Genomic DNA, 18,362 nt, shown 5'->3' with positions numbered 1-18,362 from the left:
AAGATGGCAGCGTTGTTTTTGACCAATTGCGTACTGAACTGGTGCAGTAGGTCTTTGCGCTGATTGGCAATTTTTGCGTGGATGGCTTTGACACGCTTTTTCTTCTTTGCCCGCTGTGCAATACCGAGTTGGCATTCGAGCTTGCGATAAAAATGCCCTTCGATGCGTTCGCCCGTAGAGGCTACCGCCGCTTCTTTCAGGCCCAAGTCAATACCCACACTGGCCGTTGCCGCTATGGGCTTCGCTTGCGCCTTGACTACGATATTGAGATACCAACGCCCCCGGTTGTCTTGACTAAAACTGCCCGAGCGTAGCTCATGGTCTGCCAATCCGTAGCTGTCCCAGAGGCTCAATTTCTGGCCCGCAAAGGCGACCTGCCCTGCCTTGTATTGCAAGGCCCGCGCTTTGAACGGAATCCAGCCCAAGCTGTATTTGCTGTTTTGGGGGTTGGAGACTCTCCAGCGCAGTTTGGCCTTTTTGAACTGCCTGCGGGCCTTGGCGTAGTCTTCACACACTTGCTGCACGGTGGGCGAACCGATTTGTACCCCATCGCACTTACTGAAACCGTTGGTTAGCTTTTGCAGGTCGTAGCCACTGAGAAACTGGTGGCGCTCACGGATGGCACGGTGGCTGGTTTCATTGCAGAAGTTCCAGACTTGGTTGACCTCACGCGCCATCGCAGACAACACGCGGGCATGTTTGTCTTTGATGCGTAGGCGCAGGGTTTTGGTGCAGTCCATGCTGTGCATTATCAATTGGACATCCAAGAGTAGCAAACACCCATGAGGATGCCTACGGCATCCGCGCTCTCAAACTCGGGCTGAACCCCGAGGCTTGCCGCGCACTTAGTGAGTGCAAGACCTACCCCACTGATGTCAGTGGTGAAAAATGGAATTTCACCCAACCCTACTTGGCATTGATTGGCACCAACGCCCCCAGCGTTACCACGATCTATGCGAAAAGTCTGTAATGCCCTGCGCTGGCTAGTGCGTGCCGGGACAACTTGATGCATGCTACCCAACGATCTACCCCCTTGGGAAGCGGTGTACCAACAAATACGCCGCTGGCTGCAGGCAGGTTGTTTTGAAGCGATGGCCTCGGATCTGCGCTCCATCATTCGTGTCGCCCAAGATAGACAAGGCTAGCCCAGCGCCTTAATTCTGGATGAATGCACTTTGCAGTTCTGATCCTGCTATCGACGACCCGGATATTTTCTACCGCTGGGAGTTGATAACACGCGCTATGTCACGAACTTGCTGTTCTCGCTTGCAAGAAAAATCATAACTTCCTGAATATAAAATTCTGATAATAATGAAGATTGAATACGCTTAATTCTCTATACAAGAGGAAGCAACCATTGGCAATTAGGATCTATCCCCCACGACAAATCCCACCCTCAGGAAATGACTCAATAAGAGGTGCGAGAGTATGCAATTGACCGATGGCATAAGCCTTGTCAGACGCTTTTCCAAGACCAGCACAATTTTCGTATCCTGTGATTTTTATTTTATCCATTTTTAAACTATTAAACAATGATTAAAGACACCCCTCGACACGCCAGACACCACACTGGATAAATTAACCCGACGATTTAATCTAATAACGTTAACATCTTCTATCAATTCTTCTTAATTTGCACCAATATCATAAAGATAATTGAAAACCTTTCCATAACAGCGCAACCGATAGACGACGGCAAAGAACTATGATGTGCAAAGAGCTTGATGGAGCGTTCGAAGCGCAAGACACCCTGATCCTGAACGTTAGAACTTTCTCCCGTGTTACAGGACGGAGAGACTGTGCGAAGTTCAAACAGCCCCCCCTGTGGCTGCAACAGCAGCACAATCTGCGGCAGAACCGCCCCCCAGAAAGGAAAAAGAAATGCAAACCATCATGCTGGTGTTGATAGTGTTGGTCATTGCTGTTGTTGTCATAGCAGCACTCTCAAAAAAGCAGCAAGGGCCAAAGGAGATACCCGATAAGGCCATCGAAGGAGAAAAGCCAAGGGCTTGTCCACCATTGACCAAGAACGAACAAGCGATGTTCTTCCGCTTGCAAAGTGCATTGCCTACCTTGATCGTGCTATCGCAGGTGTCCTTTGGGGCACTGCTAACAGCCAAATCACGAGGAGCACGCAACACCTTTGACCGCAAGCGCGCCGATTTCGTGATCTGCGATAAATCGTTCAAGGTGCTGGCAGTGATTGAACTGGACGACAGCAGCCACGACGGACGAGAAGCACAAGACGCTAACCGAGACAAACTGCTAAAGGATGCTGGATACCGGGTGCTACGGTACCGGGGCATCCCAGACATTGAGCAGGTGGCAATGGACTTTAGATAAACCATCAAACGCCCCACTGTTGTTGAGATGCAGAGTGCTGCTTATGTGGCTGACCAGGGCTGCGAGGTGGCACCCGCTCAATGCCGAGAAAGGCTTGTTGGAGGCGGTAGGCATTCAGGGCCGAAAAATGACGTACAGGGTGGCACAGATGGCACACAAACGAAGAAGACTCAGCGCGAAGCAGTTTTAAGCTTTCCGGATAGTGCATGGCAGCCCCTGTAGGTGTAGAGCTCTGGCTACAAAACTTGATGCCAAAAAGACAACAGCTATGCAACAAGAAATTTCGCTTTTGGAGCAAGCCACAGAAAAATATGGGCAGCGAGGCTGCTTTGCCGCGTGCTAAGACAGTGGGCACCAAAGCAAAAAGCCCCTAGCGATGAGCTAGGGGCTGATGCAAATTGGCGGAAACGAACGCATCGGCGACGAACAAATTCATGCCAATTTTCCGTTGGTACAGCGTTTACAAGGACAACTAGCCAAGGTTTCGAACCAAGATGACTAGACCAAAGTGCCGGGTTCACCCGGCTTTTTTTTGCCTGTGAGTAGCTCCTTCAATGGGCTAACTCGAACGGATGCACCTGAATGTCTGCATCAGGAAACGAGGCAACCAGCTTCAACTCGCCCCCAAGGGCTTTGACGTACTCCCTCAGTGTGCTGACATACATGTCGTCCCGGTGCTCCAACTTGGAAACCGTGGCCTGTTCCACACTCATGGCCTTGGCTACTTCCACCTGTGTCACCTTGCGGGCTTTGCGCAGCTCTTGGAGTTGCATTTCCACCAGCATGGCCTCAGCGCGTGCAGCAGCACGAGCTTGGGCCTCTGGTGACATTTTGGTGCGCAATTCGCTGAACTTCTTAGCCATTGATCTGCCCTTCCTTTCTCAAAATTTCGATGTGCGTGTCATACAGCTTGTCAGCTATCGGAACATGAACTTCATACCAGCGGTCATTGCCAGTTTTGTCACCACCTAGCAAGAGGATGGCACTACGGCGCGGGTCAAACGCATAGAGAACCCGATAGGGCCGACCTTCATGCTGTACCCGCAATTCACGCATATGAGAGTGCCTTGACCTCTCAATTCCAGACGTATGGGGGAACCCAAGATTCGGCCCCTTCTCTTCTAAAAGCCGAACCGATGCATCAATGGATTCCTGTTCCGCTTCGGTCAGGTCAGCCCACCACTGACCAAGCTCATCGGTGTATTCCACTTCCCACTTACCGGACATTATTCCCCCTAATGAGTATTCTTTCAAGTGCATATTTTGACACCGTTAGATCATTTCAAACTGCTAGAGCAGGGCTTGGTGACGCGATACACCGACCGCTTGACTACAGAAATCGACACCCCATAGCGGGTAGCAAGCCCCTTGAACGTGTGAGCGCCAGACTGGTAGAGCGCTACCAGTTCGCGCTCTTGGTCAAACGTCAAAGTACGGGGGCGGCCCGGCAGGTGGCCCCTATCGCGTGCAGCCTGCTGGCCCGCAATGCTGCGCTCACGGATGATGCCGCGCTCAAATTCGGCAAACGCACCCAGCATCTGCATCATCATCCGACCTGCTGGGGTTGAGGTGTCAATTGATTCAGTGATGCTGCGAAATGTCGCGCCTGCTGATTCGATGCGGTCAATGATTTTGAGCAGATCAATCAAGCTGCGGGCAAATCGATCCAGCTTGTAAACCAGCACGCAGTCGCCACGATGGAGCCGGGACAGAAGGCGGTTGAGTTCGCGCCGCGCCCCGACCGAGGAGGTTTTTTCTTCAACGATAAAGGTGGCCCCTGCACGAGTCAGGGCGTCAATTTGCAAGTGGGTGTCTTGATGGACTGTAGAAACCCGGGCATAACCGTAAATCATGTTGCTCTCTCACAGAGAGGGCAGCGGGCATCACAAGCGGATGCCCAAAAAACAGAGACAGGGCCACCACGCCCGCCCCTGCTAAAAGCCATGTTTATCAGGGCGACGGGGGACGAGTAGTGACAAAGTGAAACCAGCGCCCCGCGCGCCAAGGCCGGGGCGAAGCGACGGGCAGGATGCTGCATGTACAGTGCAAACACAGCGCAGCAAAAACGCACCGTAACCATGGGGGCTACAGCCCCCATACCCCCAGTAGGGCTTACCGCAGAACGCTACGGACTTCGGCATTACGCAGGCGCAGTGATTCGAGATAGCCCAAATTTTTCGACGGAGCTGGTAGAGCTGGAGCCGGTACAGACGGGGCCGACGCCACCAGTAGAGGGGCGGGCATAGACTGCACCTGATGGGCCTCCTGTGTAGGGGCTGTTTGGTGCGGCGCAGGGGCGTGTGCTTGCTGTTGCTGACCACGCCCAGCGTCCCAGTCAATGAAAAAGCCCTCAGCAACGATACGGGCACAAACCGATACTTCAACACGAAGCAAAGTGCCTTGTTGCGTGTAGCACTTACAGACGCTTGCAGACTGAACACACGCAGCTGGATAAGGTGCGTGGGTGGGTTTAGTGACTTCATCGTAAACCGGGGCAGTGTGCGGAAAACTCGGAAGCCGAGGCAAGCGAGCCAAAACGTATTCTTCGGCAGAAGCAGGCTTTGCAATAGTGGGCACGTTTGCACCCGACGCAGCAGAAGCAGGCTTTGCACCAACGGCAGATTTTGCACCCGTTGGATTTTTAGCATTTTCAACAAAATTACCGAAAAATGAAAAAGCAATCCAAACAGCTAAACCAGCAACTAATATGCCACCTGGAATAGCTATTAATTTAAGAGGTATTTGACGCCTGATATTATGCACGTCGGCGCTTTTGTACCAAGGTTTAGTAATCCAATTTCCAGCTTTATCCTTTTTTCCGAATGCTTCCTTCGGATATGACCAAGGGTATTTATCTGCTTTATTTTTAACTTTTTCTGGATCAGTCTGCATACGGCTAAACTTGTGAGCCATTGCTTTTTCTGTGCCAAAAGCGCGAATGACATTCCAATGAGTCTCACACAATTTGCGCGGAGTTTTATGCACCAGTGTGGGGTCTTGGGTGATAAAATAAAAATCAATGCCGCGCTTGCCGTGTTTTGATAATTCCAAAATTGGCAATGGAACTTTAGCGCCCGGACTTGCATCGCCCCAAAAATCCTGCAACTCATCGACAATAATAATGGAATCGTTGGGGCACTCCATCCATTTATCTGGATGATCAATTTCTATCCATCCCGGAATAGTAACTTCTGGAATGTTGCAATAATAAACCGGGCGATTTTCTTTTTTCGCACGATCAATAACTTGTATAAAAGTGAATAAAGTTTTACCAGTACGTGGCAAACCAGTGACAAAATTAATAGGCATATTTATTTTTGAATTAATTTACGAACTTTATCGCCAGTCAATGAGTTTAAGACCAGCTTAACCCCGATGGCACTAATTACAATAGAAATATGAACATCAATACGAAAAAATCCAGCCCAATCCGCAAGAGTAGAAGCGCCCACCGAATTAATTAAAGAAGTGGCTTGAGTTTTAACGGAATCCACTAAAGCAGAAACGCCAATATATTCAACAAAACCAAAACCCAAAGCAATTAAAACTCGACCAACAAGACTACTCGCAATCTGTAAAAGACCACCGAGCAAAGTGGAAAGAATCCAAGGCATTATTAACCCCTATTATTACGACCACCTAAAACCCAAACCAGAGAACCAAGCAAAGTAATACCAACACCCGCATTAGATAAGATAGCAAGCAAAGGACAAATTTTGCTGAAAGGGATGGAGAATTCAGCGTGAGCAAAAGGAAGATTAAAAGAAGGGTCAGCAGGACAAGAATGAGACCAGCCAAAACCAGATTGATCGAAAGAAGAAACGGTAATTTGCTGCGCCTGTGATTTCATTTTATCCGGAGAAAATTCATCAGTACCAGCGGCAGCTTTATTAAATAAACTAGCAGAATCATTATCAGATTCAAATAATTTAGAGATTTTGCAATTATTAAGGTGCTGTTCTCTAGCGACAGCACACATGATTGCATCACCGTCACAGCTAAAATTTCCAGAAGCACAAGAACCTCCGCCCCATTTATTTACTATGCAAAGTGGTGATTTAGGATTTTCCGCGCAAAATTGTTCCTTTGGTTTTTCTTCTTTCGTACCATCTTCTTTGGTAGTAGTACAGCTAGAACCATTACAAGTAGTACTAGTTTTTGTACCTGCACCTGTGCTTTTATCAACATTAGTATCGCAAGGAATACAAAGATCAGGCGCAAATTTACTTTCACAAAGCCCAACTGAACAATTAGATTTTTTACCCTCACAAGGGACACGCTTAGTAGGGTCAGTTTTATCAGGACAAAGACCATCGGCATCATCTGGTTTGCCATCACCATTATTGTCCTTACTTGGGTCAGGTTTATCAGCGTCAGGCACACAAACACCGGGAACATGTTTACTAGCCGAATAACCATCTTGGCATTTATCTTTATCGCCCGATGTATCGGACTCAATACAAGATTCACCCGTAAATTTAGGATTTGACATTTTGCAATATGTAGAAGCAGTACCTCCACTCATGCAACCAGTAACATCGCCAGTGACTTGACAACCACCAGCAAAACAAGAATTAGCGGGTTTGCCAACTTGATTCTTAGCCCAGTCGATTGATTTATTTCCAAAACTAGCACCATAATCATTTAAGCCTAAAGGCATATCTGCTAAAGAGCCGCATTTTGGATCTTTTGGAAGCTCTGGTGACTTACAAGCACCGTCTTTTTCTTCAAATCCTGCGCTACAAATACAATCGGAACCGGAAGCCGTAGAATTCTCAGGACAAGACATAACTGCAACAGGAAAAAGCAATTGATTAGAATAACGCTCTCCACCAACAATTTTCCAAGCCCGGCAGTATGGGCCAGCAACGACCTCATTTTCATAACTACCACCGCCAGCTTGAGAAACAAAAGCATCAAAAACACCACGGCAAGCAGCATTATATGAAGAGTAAGTAACTGAAGAAGACAAGCCGTTTAAACTCCAAGTCCAAACTTTAACTTTTGGAAGAGCAGCATGGGAAATATTAAGTAAAGAAAAAAGAAAAAATATAAAAACAATTAAGCGGTAAACATAAGCCATGCCGCCTCCAAATCAAGGCCAAAACAAAATTAAACCCGCCGAAAATAAAGCAATGACAACCCAAAAACCCATAATAATCTCCTAGAAAATAAAAAGGGGCTACCCCAAAAGAAGCAGCCCCCTTAAAAAGCACGGACTTTTACAGAACGCGCTGAACCCATTTGAACAGCTTAATTACCACCACGAGAGACAAAATAGCAACACCAATTGCAGAGATAATCGTGACACCTTCCGAAATAGCAGATACCACAGCAGAAGTGTCAATCAGTGCTGCCGCATTGGCACCAGTGGACAGAGATAAGCCAATCAAGCCCAGAAAAAACAGACGGAATGCCAGAGCGGTAGCCCGAACAGAGTCCATTGCAGACTGGACACGGCGTTTCACAACGTTGACGAGGTTCATGATTCTTCTTTCTCAGTTTCTAGGTATTTACGGACTTGGCGAAGCACAAACGCCACCGCCATAATCATCAGCATGGCCCCAGAGATTGCCATTGCCGATTCGGTATCCAAATATAACGGGCTTAATTGGGCCAGTTCTATCCGGTTGACGACAATCAACGCATCAGGAATGTCACAAGAGACCTCTTGATAAGCTGTGCCGTCGTGTTTCAAGCAGAACATGTTTCACATAGTCATATTGGATAATCGTTAACAGTTCCGATTTTATCTAAATCGACGATAATACAAATATCGTCGATTTCTGAATATTCTTCGACTAAAGCGCAAGCCACCTCATAATCAGACAAAACGCCCCCTCCAGTCTCACGCAGAGAAATCACCCATTCAGGAGAATAGGGGAACTCTAAAGCTGGAACGAGAAAACGCCCGGTAGCAATGGACTGGACAAGGAGCCGGGGCATATCAGGCAGCCTTAGCAGGTGCGGGAGCAGGCTTAATGCCCAACAAAGTCAGCTTGGAGTCATTGCCAGCACCGGCCACAATGTCAAAGTCAGCGATACAAGGCAGGCCAGCAGCTGGCCACGATTTAGCCAAATGCGCCCACTTGTCAAACTCGGAAGCGTCACCGAATTTAAAGGGGCGAGTGACCGCACCGATGCTGCGCCCGCTAGAGTTTTCGGCCACATCGACGATCAGGTGAAAGGTGGTAGAGCTAAAAGGCCGCCCCTCATAGTCGCCCTTTGATTCTTTGATGCCAGTGCAAAGAACAATGTTTTGAAATTTCATGGTGTACCTTAGTTACGGGGCAAAAGCAGGCACAGCCCCGCCGCCCGCGCGGGAGCCTGAAGAAAGACGGGAGAAGGCCGAGGCGTAGGCGTTTTGCACCTCAGAATGAGCAAACGACTGGAGACGACCCGGAGCCGATTTGCCGGTGACAATTTCTAAAAATTCATCACCGAGATGATGAAAAGCAAGCGCCACAGAAGGTGCCGCCGTGTTGAGCAGCCAGCGAATATTGCGCGAGACCTCGGCGCGGACAGTTTCCAAGGCGCGGCGAGGTTTAACCAATGCCGGAGACGGAGCAGGGGCCAAATCGCCATGCTCCTTCAAGAGCTTTTCGTGCCAGTCAGAGGCACCCGCGAAGAAGTCAGTCGGACGGCGCAACATGTCAGGCGAGAGTTCGCGGAGCTTGTTGCCATAGCGCAGCTCAATACGCTGCCAAGCGCTGGTGTCCTGGGGGCCGAAAAGCTGGTGGCCCTTTTCGTAGATGTTGGTTTGCTTGCCTGCCTCTTTCGAGCCAATGTAGAAGGAACGGGAATGACCACCAGAGTCCAACCAAACGCCAAGCATGTTGCATTTGGGCTGATTGCCCCGGACTTTCATGGCCCCAGCTTCATAGTCGGCCTTGACCCGTTGTAATCCCCCAGAGATGCCATCAAAAAAATCAAGGGCAAGATCACAGCGGGTAATCTTGGCATTGGTTTCTTCTATCAATTCGACCATGCGGGACGGCCAAACAGGTTCTGCAAAAGTGCAAGCCGTGCCAGTGATGTTGACATGGATGGTGTTGGCTTGGGACTTCTGCCGAGGGGAAGTGCTAGAAGCAAGAAAGCCCACCCAAGCAACTTCTTTGTCATTGCGCACGATAGACCAGCGGAAACGATAGAAGTCATGCCCCTTGAGCATTTCAGGATGCAGCGAGAACTCATGGCCAAGACAGGCCGCCACTTGGGTAGCTAGTTCTTTGGCTTGAGCACTGGCAGCAAAGTCGGCATCAGGGAGGCTATTGAGAACTTTGCTTAGGCCTAGGAGCTTTTCTTGCCAGTGCTGGTCACTGACAAAGCGAGGGCAATAACACCCGTCTTTGATGTTCTCGGCATACCAAGAATCAAGGTCACGCCCAACGGGCATAGCAGCACGAGGGGGCAGAGGAAACAGATCATCAGCAGAGGGCGCAGGTGCATGACGAAGCTGCACAGTAAAGCGCAACCAGTCAACATGAACAGGAGAGCCGGTGAACTGGCGTTGAGCCTGCAAACGCAACTTCACCTCAGAACCATCAAGGACGAGCGGATTAGGACGTGTCACGCTGTACCCCCCGGCAGAAACGAGCGATCAACGACCATGCCTAATCTCTCCCCGTGATTCCCGTGATTACCATAGGGGGAGGCCAGTGCGAAGACAGAAAACCTCAAGCCCAAAGACAGCCGCCCGGCAGGCGTGACGCTACGCTTGACGCCTGCCGGGCGGCTGTCTGTACGGACTACTTGTACGGTCTGTTGCACTGCACCTTGATGGACAACCAAACCATGAAAATTGCACAACTTTTTCTGCTGTTGTTGATAAATGTTCCAGCGCTGGGGCAACCGATCTACCGGTGTGAGTACCAAGGAAAAATTGGGTACTCGGATGAACCTTGTATGAACGCCAAAGTGGTAGATGTACTGCCGACCGAGGGAGCGCACAGCCTCAGCGGAAAGAGAACTTCGAACGCACGCTCGCGGCAGGAAGATCTCATAAAAGGAATAGATAACGCCGTGATGCCGCTCACCGGGTTGACCCACGAGCAAATGAAGGTCGAACGACGAAGAATGAAGCTGCCTGCGCAAGACAAATTCGAGTGCACTTGGCTGGACACAAAAATCAATGCCAAGAACGCGGACGAGGCAACGCTGTACCAAGTGCGGAAGCGATACTTCGATCTGAGATGTTGAAACATGAATGCGAGAAGTCATGCTCAACCCCGGTCAATGATGGACAGGAAATTTCCTGTGCTGGGCATGGCCGCAATCAGGCAAGCAGCGTAAAAACGCAACTGCTGAAAGTAAAACAGGACATCTGGATCATCTGGCCCTCTAAGAGCAAGATGCCCACGATACATAGTCCGGAAGTGAAAAAAGTAGAAACGATTGATAGCGTAAGAAGAGTCAAGATCAATCGGAAGTCCACACAAACCTACACGCTCAGGGGTAACAGCGGTGCAAATCATCATGATGCTGCCGTCAAAACGCCACGGGTAGCAAAAGCACGAAAAGCCGCGAAACATTGCTGCTCAGTAGCAGAGTAGTCCGACAAACCTAATTGCTCAGACGCACAATCAATCCAAAAAAATCGAGTTGCGTAGTCCTGAGCATCGAACCAGTTGACGATAGGGGCGTCAGAAAAAAGAAAATCCCCCGCCTGCGATGTGCCCGGAGCCGCCACAGCAGGGGCAACACTTTGTTGAGCAGGCAGGGGAAGAACTTGAGAGACTGGGGGAATCTGGTGCATGGCGGCTCCTGTGGGTGTAGAGTTCTGGTTCAGAACAGCTGTATGCCTTTTGCATACATGCGGAAATGTATACCAGAAGAATACGACCATGCAACAAATAAATGAACTTTTAGAAGCGGCTGCTAAGAAATGTGGGAACTATTCACGCCTAGCAGAAGCGTTAGGAGTCACCAGAATGACGGTGAACAACTGGAAATCAGGCGCGAAGCCATGCCCACCCGAAGATCAAGCGCGAATTGCTGATCTGGTAGGGCTTGACCCTGTGGAAGTGCTGGTAAATGCCGTACTGGAGCGCCATGCAGGTACGCCGAAGGGCGAGGCGCTTTGCCGGGTGTTGAGGCGGCAGCGGGGGCAAAACAAAAAGCCCCCTGAATTGCTTCAGGGGGCTGGTTTTGGCGGAAACGGAGGGATTCGAACCCTCGATGAGGCTCTACACCCCATACTCCCTTAGCAGGGGAGCACCTTCGGCCACTCGGTCACGTTTCCAATCCCACTATTATACCCCGAAAATCGGGGTCTCTGGATTTATTCTGCGGGCTTGTCCAGACCGAAAGCAGTGTGCAGGGCACGCACGGCCAACTCAAGGTACTTCTCGTCAATGACCACCGAGGTCTTGATCTCGGAAGTAGAGATCATCTGGATATTGATGTTTTCTTGGCTGAGGACACGGAACATGGTGCTGGCCACGCCCACATGGCTGCGCATACCGATACCGACAATGCTCACCTTGCAGATGTTGGGGTCGCCCACCACTTCCTTGGCACCCAGTTCGGGCACCACCTTAGTGCGCAGCAAATCCAAGGCGCGGTTGTAATCGCTGTGGTTGACGGTAAAACTGAAATCAGCCTTGCCGTCTTTGCTGATGTTTTGGATGATGACATCGACTTCGATGTTGGCTTCTGCCACCGGGCCGAGGATGCGGTAGGCAATGCCGGGGGTGTCGGGCACACCGAGCACCGAGATCTTGGCTTCGCCACGGTTGAACGCGATGCCGGATACAACGGCTTTTTCCATTTTTTCGTCTTCCTCAAAAGTGATGAGCGTGCCCGATTGGGCTTCTTCGGCCAGATCGATGTCCCAAGGCGTGAAACTGGAGAGCACACGCATCGGCACCTTGTATTTGCCAGCAAACTCCACCGAGCGAATTTGCAGCACTTTGCTGCCCAAGCTCGCCATTTCGAGCATTTCTTCAAAGCTGACGGTGTGCAGGCGGCGGGCCGCAGAGACTACGCGCGGGTCGGTGGTGTAAACGCCATCGACATCGGTGTAGATCAGGCACTCATCGGCCTTCATGGCGGCGGCAATGGCTACAGCCGAGGTGTCGGAGCCGCCACGGCCCAAGGTGGTGATGTGGCCAGCCTCGTCAATGCCTTGGAAGCCGGTGATGACGACCACCTTACCAGCGGCCAGATCACCACGCACGCGCTGGTCATCAATCGACTCGATACGGGCTTTGGTGTAGCTGCTGTCAGTACGAACGGGCACCTGCCAGCCGGTGTAGCTGATGGCTTCCATGCCCTCGGCCTGCAAGGCAATAGCCAACAGTGCCGAAGATACTTGCTCGCCAGTAGCGGCCAGCATGTCGAGTTCACGGTGGTACTCGCTGCTGGCTTTGGATGGAGCCAGTTCACCAGCCAAGCCCAGCAGGCGGTTGGTCTCGCCGCTCATGGCGCTGGGGACAACCACCATCTGGTGGCCAGCGCGCGCCCATTTGGCCACGCGTTTAGCAACGTTGCGGATGCGCTCGGGCGAACCCATCGACGTGCCGCCATATTTATGAACGATCAATGCCATTGGAGATGTGTGGTGACGAAACCCAGAGGGCGCGGCGCAGGTTGAACAATGTTTTGGGGCGTCGCCGCGTTTCGTGCAAAAGTGGGCCAAAACTTGTCAATTGTACCAATCCAGCACCGCACCAGCGCGCAAAACAAACCCACGCCCCACCTTGAGGTGGATGCGATGGCCCCGCGTGGTGCAAGCGCGTATCTGCTGCTGCAACTGGGCCAGTTGGCTGCTGGCGGGTGTCGTTTGGTGGGCGATGAGCAGCCAGTGGCGCAATACGTTGGCTTGGCGTGCCGTGCTCAGGGCCTGTAAGGCGGTGATGCGCGGTGGGTTGCCCACTTGGGCCAAGTCTTGCTCGGCCAACTCTAGCAACAACTCCTTGGCCTGTGCAGCATGGGATGCACTGCGGGCAAAGGTAGCGCGAAAGGCCGGAAACACCGCCTCCAGTGCAGGCAGGAGCCGTGCGCGGATACGGTTGCGTGTGTAGCGTTCATCGCTATTGGTGGGGTCTTCTACCCAAGTTTGGTGTTGGGCTTGCAACCAACGGCGAATGTCTGCACCGGGTACTTCTAGCAAGGGCCGGTGCCAAGCCAAGCCGCCGCGTTGCCATTGCGCGGGCATAGCCGCCAGCCCGGCTACTCCAGCCCCGCGTGAGAGCGCCAGCAACAGGGTCTCTACTTGGTCGTCGGCGTGCTGTGCCAGTGCTATAGAAGCGGGCACGACGGTATGGGCTGCCACAGCTGCTTGCAAGGCTTGGTAGCGCGCCGTGCGCGCCGCGTCTTCGGGGCTTTGCCCACGGGCATGGCGGGCATCGACCCGCTGCACCGTTAAAGGGACTTCAAGCTGCGCACACAGAGTTATGCAATGCTGCTCAAAATTATCAGCGGCGGCCTGCAAGCCGTGGTGGACATGGATGGCCGAGACCTGCCCCGGCCAGCGCCGTGCGCAAGCCAGCAGCAGTGCGGTGGAATCTGCCCCTCCACTCAAGCCGATAGCCAGTGGCAGCATTGGCGTAAAGGCTGCCATCGCCGCTTCTACAGAGTGGGTCATAGCCGCTGGGGGGCGTGGGTATTAGCGGCTGTTGGCCTTGGTGTCGGTAAAGCGGCCATAGCTTTGCAGACGAGCATAGCGGCGCTCAATTAGCTCGTCCACTTTGAGGTCAGCCAATTGGCGGAAGGCATCGCCCAGCGCCCGTTTGAGCAGGGCGGCCATGTGCTTGGTATCGCGGTGGGCACCGCCCACAGGTTCATTGACGATTTTGTCTACCAACCCCAAGGCCTTCAAGCGGTGGGCGGTGATGCCCAGCGCTTCGGCGGCATCTTGCGCCTTGTCCGATGTTTTCCAGAGGATAGAGGCACAACCTTCGGGGCTGATCACCGAGTAGATCGAATACTGCAACATCAGCAACTGGTCGCACACGCTCAGGGCCAGCGCACCGCCAGAGCCGCCTTCGCCAATGATGGTGGTGATGATAGGCACTTCGAGTTGTGCCATCTCGTAGATGTTGCGGCCAATGGCTTCAGACTGGCCGCGCTCTTCGGCATCAATGCCTGGAAAGGCACCGGGGGTATCCACAAACGTGAACACTGGCAGCTTGAACTTCTCAGCGGTTTTCATTAGGCGCAGAGCTTTGCGGTAGCCTTCGGGGCGCGTCATGCCAAAGTTGCGCAGGGCGCGCTCTTTGGTGTCGCGGCCCTTTTGTTGGCCCAGCACCATGCAGGCGTGACCATTGAAGCGCGCCAAGCCGCCGACGATGGATTTGTCATCGGCAAAGTGGCGGTCGCCGTGCAGCTCTACAAAGTCGGTAAACAAGTCGCGCACGTAGTCCAGCGTGTAGGGGCGCTCTGGGTGGCGGGCAATTTTGGTGACTTGCCAAGGCGACAGCTCGCTGTAGATATCCTTGGTCAGCTGTAGGCTTTTTTTGCTGAGCTGGTCGATTTCTTCGGAAATATCGACGGCGCTTTCGTTTTGTACGTAGCGCAGTTCTTCAATTTTGCCTTCGAGTTCGGCAATCGGTTGTTCGAAATCGAGGAAGGTTTTTTTGGCCAAAATAGGTTCTCCTTGTGCGTTCTCGGTGCCTGAGGTGGCGCGAGCAACGGCGTTCAGGGCGCTAGCGGCTGGGGCTCCAGCGAGCGCCAAATATACCAAGTGGCTACGCTGCACCACGGCTGCCAAGCCTGTGCCACCTCGCGTGCCTCACTGCGGCTGACTGGATCGCCCGAAAAATAGTTCAGGCTGATGCCTTTGATCAGCCCTGCATCGTCCAGCGGCAACACGTTGGGGCGCAGCAGGTGGAACATCAAAAACATCTCTGCCGTCCAGCGGCCCACGCCGCGAATGGGCAGCAATTGCTGGATGATGACTTCATCGTCCATCGTGGCCCAGCTGTGCGGGCGCAATTTGCCGCTGGCAAAGTGCCGAGCCAAATCTAATAGGTAATCTACCTTGCGTGGTGATAGCCCGGCGGCACGCATATCCTCCACCCGCAGTTGCAATAGCTCAGTAGGCAGGACGATCCGTGGCTCGTCTGGTGTGGGTGGTGGTGCCAAATCCAAGGCCAGTTGGGTCTGGGGCAGCGACGCTGCGGCAACAGGGGCAGGCAACAACTCCAGCAGACGCTGCCATAGGGTTCTGGCGGCCGGTACAGAAATCTGCTGCCCCACCATGCTACGCGCTAGCGTGGTAAAGGCATCGCAGCTAGGGCTTAGCACATGCTCGCCCAATTGCGGAATCAGCCGCCGCAATACCCGGTCTTTCTGCCCCAACTGCGCACAAGCCTGCGCCCAGTAAGGTGGCAGATCGGGGTGGCTGGTGCGGCGGCTGGTTTTTTTGGCAGGCTTCACGGACGACGCAGGGGTTTATTGCACTGCTTCCCAAGTGGTGCCGCTGGGGCTGTCTTTCAGGACAATGCCCTGCGCTTGCAGTTCCTTGCGGATACGGTCGGCTTCGGCCCAGTTTTTGGCGGCTTTGGCAGCGGCACGGGCGGCAATGTGCGCTTCGATGGCGCTGGCATCCAAACTGCTGCCCGCTTGCAAAAAATCTTGCGCGGGAGTTTGCAATAGGCCCAGTATGCCCCCCAGTGCCTTGAGCAGCCCGGCCACTTGGGGCGATTTGCTGCGGTTGGCCTCGCTGGCCAAATCAAACAGCACGGCCACGGCTTCAGGGGTGCCAAAATCTTCATCCATGGCCGCCTTGAAGCGGGCAGCATAAGGATCGGCCCAGTCGATGGCAACGTCAGCGGCAGGCACTTCGGCTAGAGCGGTATACAGGCGCTTGAGCGCCGCACGGGCATCGTTGAGATGCACATCGCTGTAATTGAGCGGGCTGCGGTAGTGGCTGCGCACGACAAAAAAGCGCACCGTCTCGGCATCGTACTGTTGCAGCACATCGCGAATGGTGAAGAAGTTGCCCAAGCTCTTGGACATCTTCTCGTTGTCGATATTGATAAAGCCGTTGTGCATCCAAAAGCGGGCCAAAGGCTGGCCGCTGGCCCCTTCACTTTGGGCGATTTCGTTTTCGTGGTGCGGAAACTGCAAATCAGCACCACCACCGTGGATGTCAAAGGTCTGGCCTAGCAATGCGCAACCCATGGCCGAGCATTCGATATGCCAGCCGGGGCGGCCTTTGCCAAACGGGCTGTCCCATTGCACTTCTGCGGGCTCGGTGGGTTTGGCCGATTTCCAGAGGACAAAATCCAGTGGGTCGTGTTTGCCATCTTGCACGGCAACGCGCTCGCCAGCGTTTAACTCGTCAAGCGACTTGCCCGACAGCTTGCCATAGCCCACAAACTTGCGCACGGCATAGTTCATGTCGCCATTGCCTGCTGGGTAGGCCAAGCCCTTGTCTTGGAGCTGGCCGATCAGTGACAGCATTTGCGGCACGTAGTCGGTGGCGCGCGGTTCGTGGCTGGGGCGCTCAATGCCCAAGGCATCGGCATCTTGGTGCAGGGCGTCAATCATCCTGTCCGTCAGGTGGCGGATGCTTTCGCCATTTTGCACGGCACGTTGGATGATTTTGTCGTCAATGTCGGTGATGTTGCGCACATAGCTGACGCGCAAGCCGCTGGCTTTGAGCCAACGTTGCACCACGTCAAAGGCAACCATAGAACGCGCATGGCCCAGATGGCACAGGTCGTAAACTGTCATGCCGCAGACGTACATGCGGACATGGCCCGGCTCCAGCGGCGAAAACGCTTCCAGGGCACGCGATAGCGTGTTGTAGATACGCAAACTCATGGGGTATTGGGTGTGGGAAAGGAAGAGGCCAGCGGCCCGGCAGGCAATGGCAGCACGTACAGAGGGAATAGGCACCAGCGCGGCACCCCCTCCGCTACAATCCGCGCCAGTATAAGCGCCTGCGGGCCTGTTCCGGCCCTTCCATTTCTCCCTCTTCATGATGCACGTTCGCCGCACCTTCACCCATGCTCTGCGCCTGTTAACTTTGACTGCACTGCTGGGCACCAGCGTGGCTCAAGCCGATGAGTATGGCGACATCCAGAAGCTGCTACGCGCGGGTAAACCCGCCGACGCACTGGCCCGCACCGACCAACTCCTGAGCGCCAAGCCGCGTGATCCGCAATTGCGCTTTTTGCGTGGTGTAGCCCTGACGCAGGCGGGTAAACAAGACCAAGCTATTGCCGTCTTTACCAAACTGACCCAAGACTACCCCGAACTGCCTGAGCCGTACAACAACTTGGCCGTGCTGTATGCCGGACAAAACCAGTTTGACAAAGCCCGCTCGGCGCTGGAAATGGCTATTCGCACCAACCCCAGCTACGCCACTGCCCACGAAAATCTAGGCGATGTCTATGCCCGTCTGGCCAGCACCGCCTACAACAAGGCGCTGCAAGTCGATAGCACCCAGACGGCCAGCGTGCAGCCTAAGCTAGAGATGATCCAAGGGCTGGCGTATCCGGCCGCTGGCAATACCAAGCCCAGCGCTGTGCCCCCTGCACCTGCCCCAGCCCCCGTGGCCGCACCGGTGCCAGCGCCAGCGCCTGCACCTGCACCTGCTCCAGTGGCAGTAAAACCAGCTCCCAGCCCAGCACCTGCTCCGGCAGCCACCCCGGTGGCTGCGCCGCCACCAGCGCCCACTGCGGCCCCAGCAGCCCCGGCAGTCGATACCGCTGCCGTGCAGGCCGTCAGTGCCGCTGTGCAGGGTTGGGCCAACGCTTGGGGCAGCAAAGACATAAATGGCTATTTTGCTGCGTATGCCAAAAATACGGTGCCCTCTGGCAAGCAAAGTCGCAAAGACTGGGAGGCCGAGCGGCGTGCTCGCATTGAGGGAAAATCGCGCATCAGTGTCAAGGTGCAAGACCTGAAAGTGAGCATCGATGGCGACAGCGCCACGGCACGCTTCCGCCAAGACTACAGCGCTGGGGCACTGCAAACAAGCAGCCGCAAAACCCTAGAGATGAGCAAGGTACAGGGGCGTTGGGTGATCGTGCGCGAAACCGTCGGTAATTAAGCGGCTAGGCCAGCCG

General features: G+C 53.4%; 23 protein-coding genes, 1 tRNA gene and 2 pseudogenes. 6 read left to right on the top strand and 20 right to left on the bottom strand.

Features of this window, described 5'->3' with window-relative positions; all coding sequences use genetic code 11:
• A partial coding sequence (locus BMX55_RS08220) for an RNA-guided endonuclease TnpB family protein (protein ID WP_091455764.1) occupies window positions 1-740 on the bottom strand: 740 nt, incomplete at its 3' end.
• An 80-nt stretch (window positions 741-820) separates the two neighbouring features.
• On the opposite strand from BMX55_RS08220, the pseudogene BMX55_RS08215 reads away from it, so the two are divergent.
• The 3 genes and pseudogenes from BMX55_RS08215 to BMX55_RS16565 all read left to right on the top strand — a co-directional run.
• Window positions 821-1,142 (top strand): annotated as a pseudogene (locus tag BMX55_RS08215) (transposase); the annotation flags it as partial.
• A 739-nt stretch (window positions 1,143-1,881) separates the two neighbouring features.
• Window positions 1,882-2,343 (top strand): DUF2726 domain-containing protein, encoded by a 462-nt coding sequence (locus BMX55_RS08205; RefSeq protein WP_091455660.1) that lies wholly within the window; start codon window positions 1,882-1,884, stop codon window positions 2,341-2,343.
• Between the two features lie 206 nt (window positions 2,344-2,549).
• Window positions 2,550-2,717, top strand: coding sequence for a hypothetical protein (locus tag BMX55_RS16565; RefSeq protein WP_218144469.1), 168 nt, complete (start codon window positions 2,550-2,552; stop codon window positions 2,715-2,717).
• A gap of 177 nt (window positions 2,718-2,894) precedes the next feature.
• Here the strand turns inward: BMX55_RS16565 and BMX55_RS08200 are convergent, their stop codons facing one another.
• The 11 genes from BMX55_RS08200 to BMX55_RS08145 form a co-directional block, all read right to left on the bottom strand.
• Window positions 2,895-3,206, bottom strand: coding sequence for a helix-turn-helix domain-containing protein (locus BMX55_RS08200; RefSeq protein WP_091455657.1), 312 nt, complete (start codon window positions 3,204-3,206; stop codon window positions 2,895-2,897).
• Window positions 3,199-3,570: a type II toxin-antitoxin system RelE/ParE family toxin gene (locus BMX55_RS08195; RefSeq protein ID WP_091455761.1), complete on the bottom strand. Its 372-nt coding sequence runs from the start codon at window positions 3,568-3,570 to the stop codon at window positions 3,199-3,201. The genes BMX55_RS08200 and BMX55_RS08195 overlap by 8 nt, the downstream gene beginning before the upstream one ends.
• Window positions 3,571-3,620: 50 nt before the next feature.
• A complete protein-coding gene (locus BMX55_RS08190) occupies window positions 3,621-4,196 on the bottom strand; it encodes a recombinase family protein (protein WP_091455653.1) in 576 nt (191 codons plus the stop codon).
• Window positions 4,197-4,455: 259 nt separating this feature from the next.
• Window positions 4,456-5,652, bottom strand: coding sequence for a zonular occludens toxin domain-containing protein (locus tag BMX55_RS08185; RefSeq protein WP_091455650.1), 1,197 nt, complete (start codon window positions 5,650-5,652; stop codon window positions 4,456-4,458).
• Between the two features lie 2 nt (window positions 5,653-5,654).
• Window positions 5,655-5,957, bottom strand: coding sequence for a DUF2523 domain-containing protein (locus tag BMX55_RS08180; RefSeq protein ID WP_091455646.1), 303 nt, complete (start codon window positions 5,955-5,957; stop codon window positions 5,655-5,657).
• Between the two features lie 2 nt (window positions 5,958-5,959).
• Entirely contained in the window at window positions 5,960-7,426 is a 1,467-nt protein-coding gene (locus BMX55_RS16115; RefSeq protein ID WP_143059599.1) for a hypothetical protein, read from the bottom strand.
• A 139-nt stretch (window positions 7,427-7,565) separates the two neighbouring features.
• Complete coding sequence (locus BMX55_RS08165; protein ID WP_091455636.1) at window positions 7,566-7,829, bottom strand: major capsid protein; 264 nt, start codon at window positions 7,827-7,829, stop codon at window positions 7,566-7,568.
• The gene (locus tag BMX55_RS08160; protein ID WP_091455632.1) at window positions 7,826-8,050 is read right to left on the bottom strand and encodes a hypothetical protein; all 225 of its coding nucleotides are present in this window, start codon (window positions 8,048-8,050) and stop codon (window positions 7,826-7,828) included. Before BMX55_RS08160 ends, BMX55_RS08165 begins: the two co-directional genes overlap by 4 nt.
• An 11-nt stretch (window positions 8,051-8,061) precedes the next feature.
• A complete protein-coding gene (locus tag BMX55_RS08155; RefSeq protein WP_091455629.1) occupies window positions 8,062-8,289 on the bottom strand; it encodes a hypothetical protein in 228 nt (75 codons plus the stop codon).
• A 1-nt stretch (window position 8,290) separates the two neighbouring features.
• Window positions 8,291-8,614 carry a hypothetical protein gene (locus BMX55_RS08150; protein ID WP_091455627.1) on the bottom strand — a complete coding sequence of 108 codons (324 nt, stop codon included), beginning with the start codon at window positions 8,612-8,614 and terminating at the stop codon, window positions 8,291-8,293.
• A 12-nt stretch (window positions 8,615-8,626) separates the two neighbouring features.
• Complete coding sequence (locus BMX55_RS08145) at window positions 8,627-9,916, bottom strand: replication initiation factor domain-containing protein (RefSeq protein ID WP_091455624.1); 1,290 nt, start codon at window positions 9,914-9,916, stop codon at window positions 8,627-8,629.
• A gap of 221 nt (window positions 9,917-10,137) precedes the next feature.
• Here BMX55_RS08145 and BMX55_RS08140 point away from each other — a divergent pair, with 221 nt between their 5' ends.
• Entirely contained in the window at window positions 10,138-10,542 is a 405-nt protein-coding gene (locus BMX55_RS08140) for a DUF4124 domain-containing protein (RefSeq protein ID WP_143059598.1), read from the top strand.
• 23 nt (window positions 10,543-10,565) lie between these two features.
• Here BMX55_RS08140 and BMX55_RS08135 read toward each other — a convergent pair whose 3' ends face one another.
• Both BMX55_RS08135 and BMX55_RS08130 read right to left on the bottom strand, forming a co-directional pair.
• Complete coding sequence (locus tag BMX55_RS08135; RefSeq protein ID WP_091455618.1) at window positions 10,566-10,820, bottom strand: hypothetical protein; 255 nt, start codon at window positions 10,818-10,820, stop codon at window positions 10,566-10,568.
• A complete protein-coding gene (locus BMX55_RS08130; protein WP_091455615.1) occupies window positions 10,817-11,098 on the bottom strand; it encodes a hypothetical protein in 282 nt (93 codons plus the stop codon). Before BMX55_RS08130 ends, BMX55_RS08135 begins: the two co-directional genes overlap by 4 nt.
• On the opposite strand from BMX55_RS08130, the pseudogene BMX55_RS16935 reads away from it, so the two are divergent.
• Window positions 11,097-11,324: pseudogene (locus BMX55_RS16935) on the top strand (YdaS family helix-turn-helix protein); the annotation flags it as partial. The gene BMX55_RS08130 and the pseudogene BMX55_RS16935 sit on opposite strands and share 2 nt — an antisense overlap.
• Window positions 11,325-11,491: 167 nt before the next feature.
• Here BMX55_RS16935 and BMX55_RS08120 read toward each other — a convergent pair.
• The 6 genes from BMX55_RS08120 to cysS form a co-directional block, all read right to left on the bottom strand.
• Window positions 11,492-11,584, bottom strand: a tRNA-Ser gene (locus BMX55_RS08120).
• A 39-nt stretch (window positions 11,585-11,623) separates the two neighbouring features.
• Window positions 11,624-12,892, bottom strand: a complete 1,269-nt coding sequence (locus BMX55_RS08115) for an aspartate kinase (RefSeq protein WP_091455612.1) — start codon at window positions 12,890-12,892, stop codon at window positions 11,624-11,626.
• A 96-nt stretch (window positions 12,893-12,988) separates the two neighbouring features.
• Window positions 12,989-13,930: a tRNA lysidine(34) synthetase TilS gene (gene tilS, locus BMX55_RS08110; RefSeq protein ID WP_091455609.1), complete on the bottom strand. Its 942-nt coding sequence runs from the start codon at window positions 13,928-13,930 to the stop codon at window positions 12,989-12,991.
• Window positions 13,931-13,951: 21 nt separating this feature from the next.
• Window positions 13,952-14,929 carry an acetyl-CoA carboxylase carboxyltransferase subunit alpha gene (locus BMX55_RS08105; protein ID WP_091455757.1) on the bottom strand — a complete coding sequence of 326 codons (978 nt, stop codon included), beginning with the start codon at window positions 14,927-14,929 and terminating at the stop codon, window positions 13,952-13,954.
• Window positions 14,930-14,982: 53 nt separating this feature from the next.
• Window positions 14,983-15,723: a DNA-3-methyladenine glycosylase family protein gene (locus tag BMX55_RS08100; protein WP_091455606.1), complete on the bottom strand. Its 741-nt coding sequence runs from the start codon at window positions 15,721-15,723 to the stop codon at window positions 14,983-14,985.
• 15 nt (window positions 15,724-15,738) lie between these two features.
• Window positions 15,739-17,115: a cysteine--tRNA ligase gene (cysS, locus tag BMX55_RS08095; protein ID WP_091455603.1), complete on the bottom strand. Its 1,377-nt coding sequence runs from the start codon at window positions 17,113-17,115 to the stop codon at window positions 15,739-15,741.
• Window positions 17,116-17,272: 157 nt separating this feature from the next.
• Here cysS and BMX55_RS08090 point away from each other — a divergent pair, with 157 nt between their 5' ends.
• Window positions 17,273-18,346 (top strand): nuclear transport factor 2 family protein, encoded by a 1,074-nt coding sequence (locus BMX55_RS08090; protein WP_091455601.1) that lies wholly within the window; start codon window positions 17,273-17,275, stop codon window positions 18,344-18,346.
• Window positions 18,347-18,362 lie beyond the last annotated feature (16 nt).

Source organism: Giesbergeria anulus (assembly GCF_900111115.1).
GTDB classification, from domain to species: Bacteria; Pseudomonadota; Gammaproteobacteria; order Burkholderiales; family Burkholderiaceae_C; genus Simplicispira; species Simplicispira anulus.
Note: the sequence above shows the minus strand (reverse complement) of the source record. Positions and strands in the feature narration are given on the sequence as shown.

Excerpts from the sequence above, each read along its gene's own strand:
- BMX55_RS08160 (WP_091455632.1), bottom strand. The coding sequence starts at position 8,050 with ATGTTCTGCTTGAAACACGACGGCACAGCTTATCAAGAGGTCTCTTGT.
- BMX55_RS08090 (WP_091455601.1), top strand. The coding sequence starts at position 17,273 with ATGATGCACGTTCGCCGCACCTTCACCCATGCTCTGCGCCTGTTAACT.
- BMX55_RS08180 (WP_091455646.1), bottom strand. The coding sequence starts at position 5,957 with ATGCCTTGGATTCTTTCCACTTTGCTCGGTGGTCTTTTACAGATTGCG.
- BMX55_RS08205 (WP_091455660.1), top strand. The coding sequence starts at position 1,882 with ATGCAAACCATCATGCTGGTGTTGATAGTGTTGGTCATTGCTGTTGTT.
- BMX55_RS08115 (WP_091455612.1), bottom strand. The coding sequence starts at position 12,892 with ATGGCATTGATCGTTCATAAATATGGCGGCACGTCGATGGGTTCGCCC.
- BMX55_RS16565 (WP_218144469.1), top strand. The coding sequence starts at position 2,550 with ATGGCAGCCCCTGTAGGTGTAGAGCTCTGGCTACAAAACTTGATGCCA.
- tilS (WP_091455609.1), bottom strand. The coding sequence starts at position 13,930 with ATGACCCACTCTGTAGAAGCGGCGATGGCAGCCTTTACGCCAATGCTG.
- BMX55_RS08190 (WP_091455653.1), bottom strand. The coding sequence starts at position 4,196 with ATGATTTACGGTTATGCCCGGGTTTCTACAGTCCATCAAGACACCCAC.
- BMX55_RS08135 (WP_091455618.1), bottom strand. The coding sequence starts at position 10,820 with ATGATGATTTGCACCGCTGTTACCCCTGAGCGTGTAGGTTTGTGTGGA.
- BMX55_RS08200 (WP_091455657.1), bottom strand. The coding sequence starts at position 3,206 with ATGGCTAAGAAGTTCAGCGAATTGCGCACCAAAATGTCACCAGAGGCC.
- BMX55_RS08165 (WP_091455636.1), bottom strand. The coding sequence starts at position 7,829 with ATGAACCTCGTCAACGTTGTGAAACGCCGTGTCCAGTCTGCAATGGAC.
- BMX55_RS08155 (WP_091455629.1), bottom strand. The coding sequence starts at position 8,289 with ATGCCCCGGCTCCTTGTCCAGTCCATTGCTACCGGGCGTTTTCTCGTT.
- cysS (WP_091455603.1), bottom strand. The coding sequence starts at position 17,115 with ATGAGTTTGCGTATCTACAACACGCTATCGCGTGCCCTGGAAGCGTTT.
- BMX55_RS08195 (WP_091455761.1), bottom strand. The coding sequence starts at position 3,570 with ATGTCCGGTAAGTGGGAAGTGGAATACACCGATGAGCTTGGTCAGTGG.
- BMX55_RS08130 (WP_091455615.1), bottom strand. The coding sequence starts at position 11,098 with ATGCACCAGATTCCCCCAGTCTCTCAAGTTCTTCCCCTGCCTGCTCAA.
- BMX55_RS08185 (WP_091455650.1), bottom strand. The coding sequence starts at position 5,652 with ATGCCTATTAATTTTGTCACTGGTTTGCCACGTACTGGTAAAACTTTA.
- BMX55_RS08150 (WP_091455627.1), bottom strand. The coding sequence starts at position 8,614 with ATGAAATTTCAAAACATTGTTCTTTGCACTGGCATCAAAGAATCAAAG.
- BMX55_RS08140 (WP_143059598.1), top strand. The coding sequence starts at position 10,138 with ATGAAAATTGCACAACTTTTTCTGCTGTTGTTGATAAATGTTCCAGCG.
- BMX55_RS16115 (WP_143059599.1), bottom strand. The coding sequence starts at position 7,426 with ATGGCTTATGTTTACCGCTTAATTGTTTTTATATTTTTTCTTTTTTCT.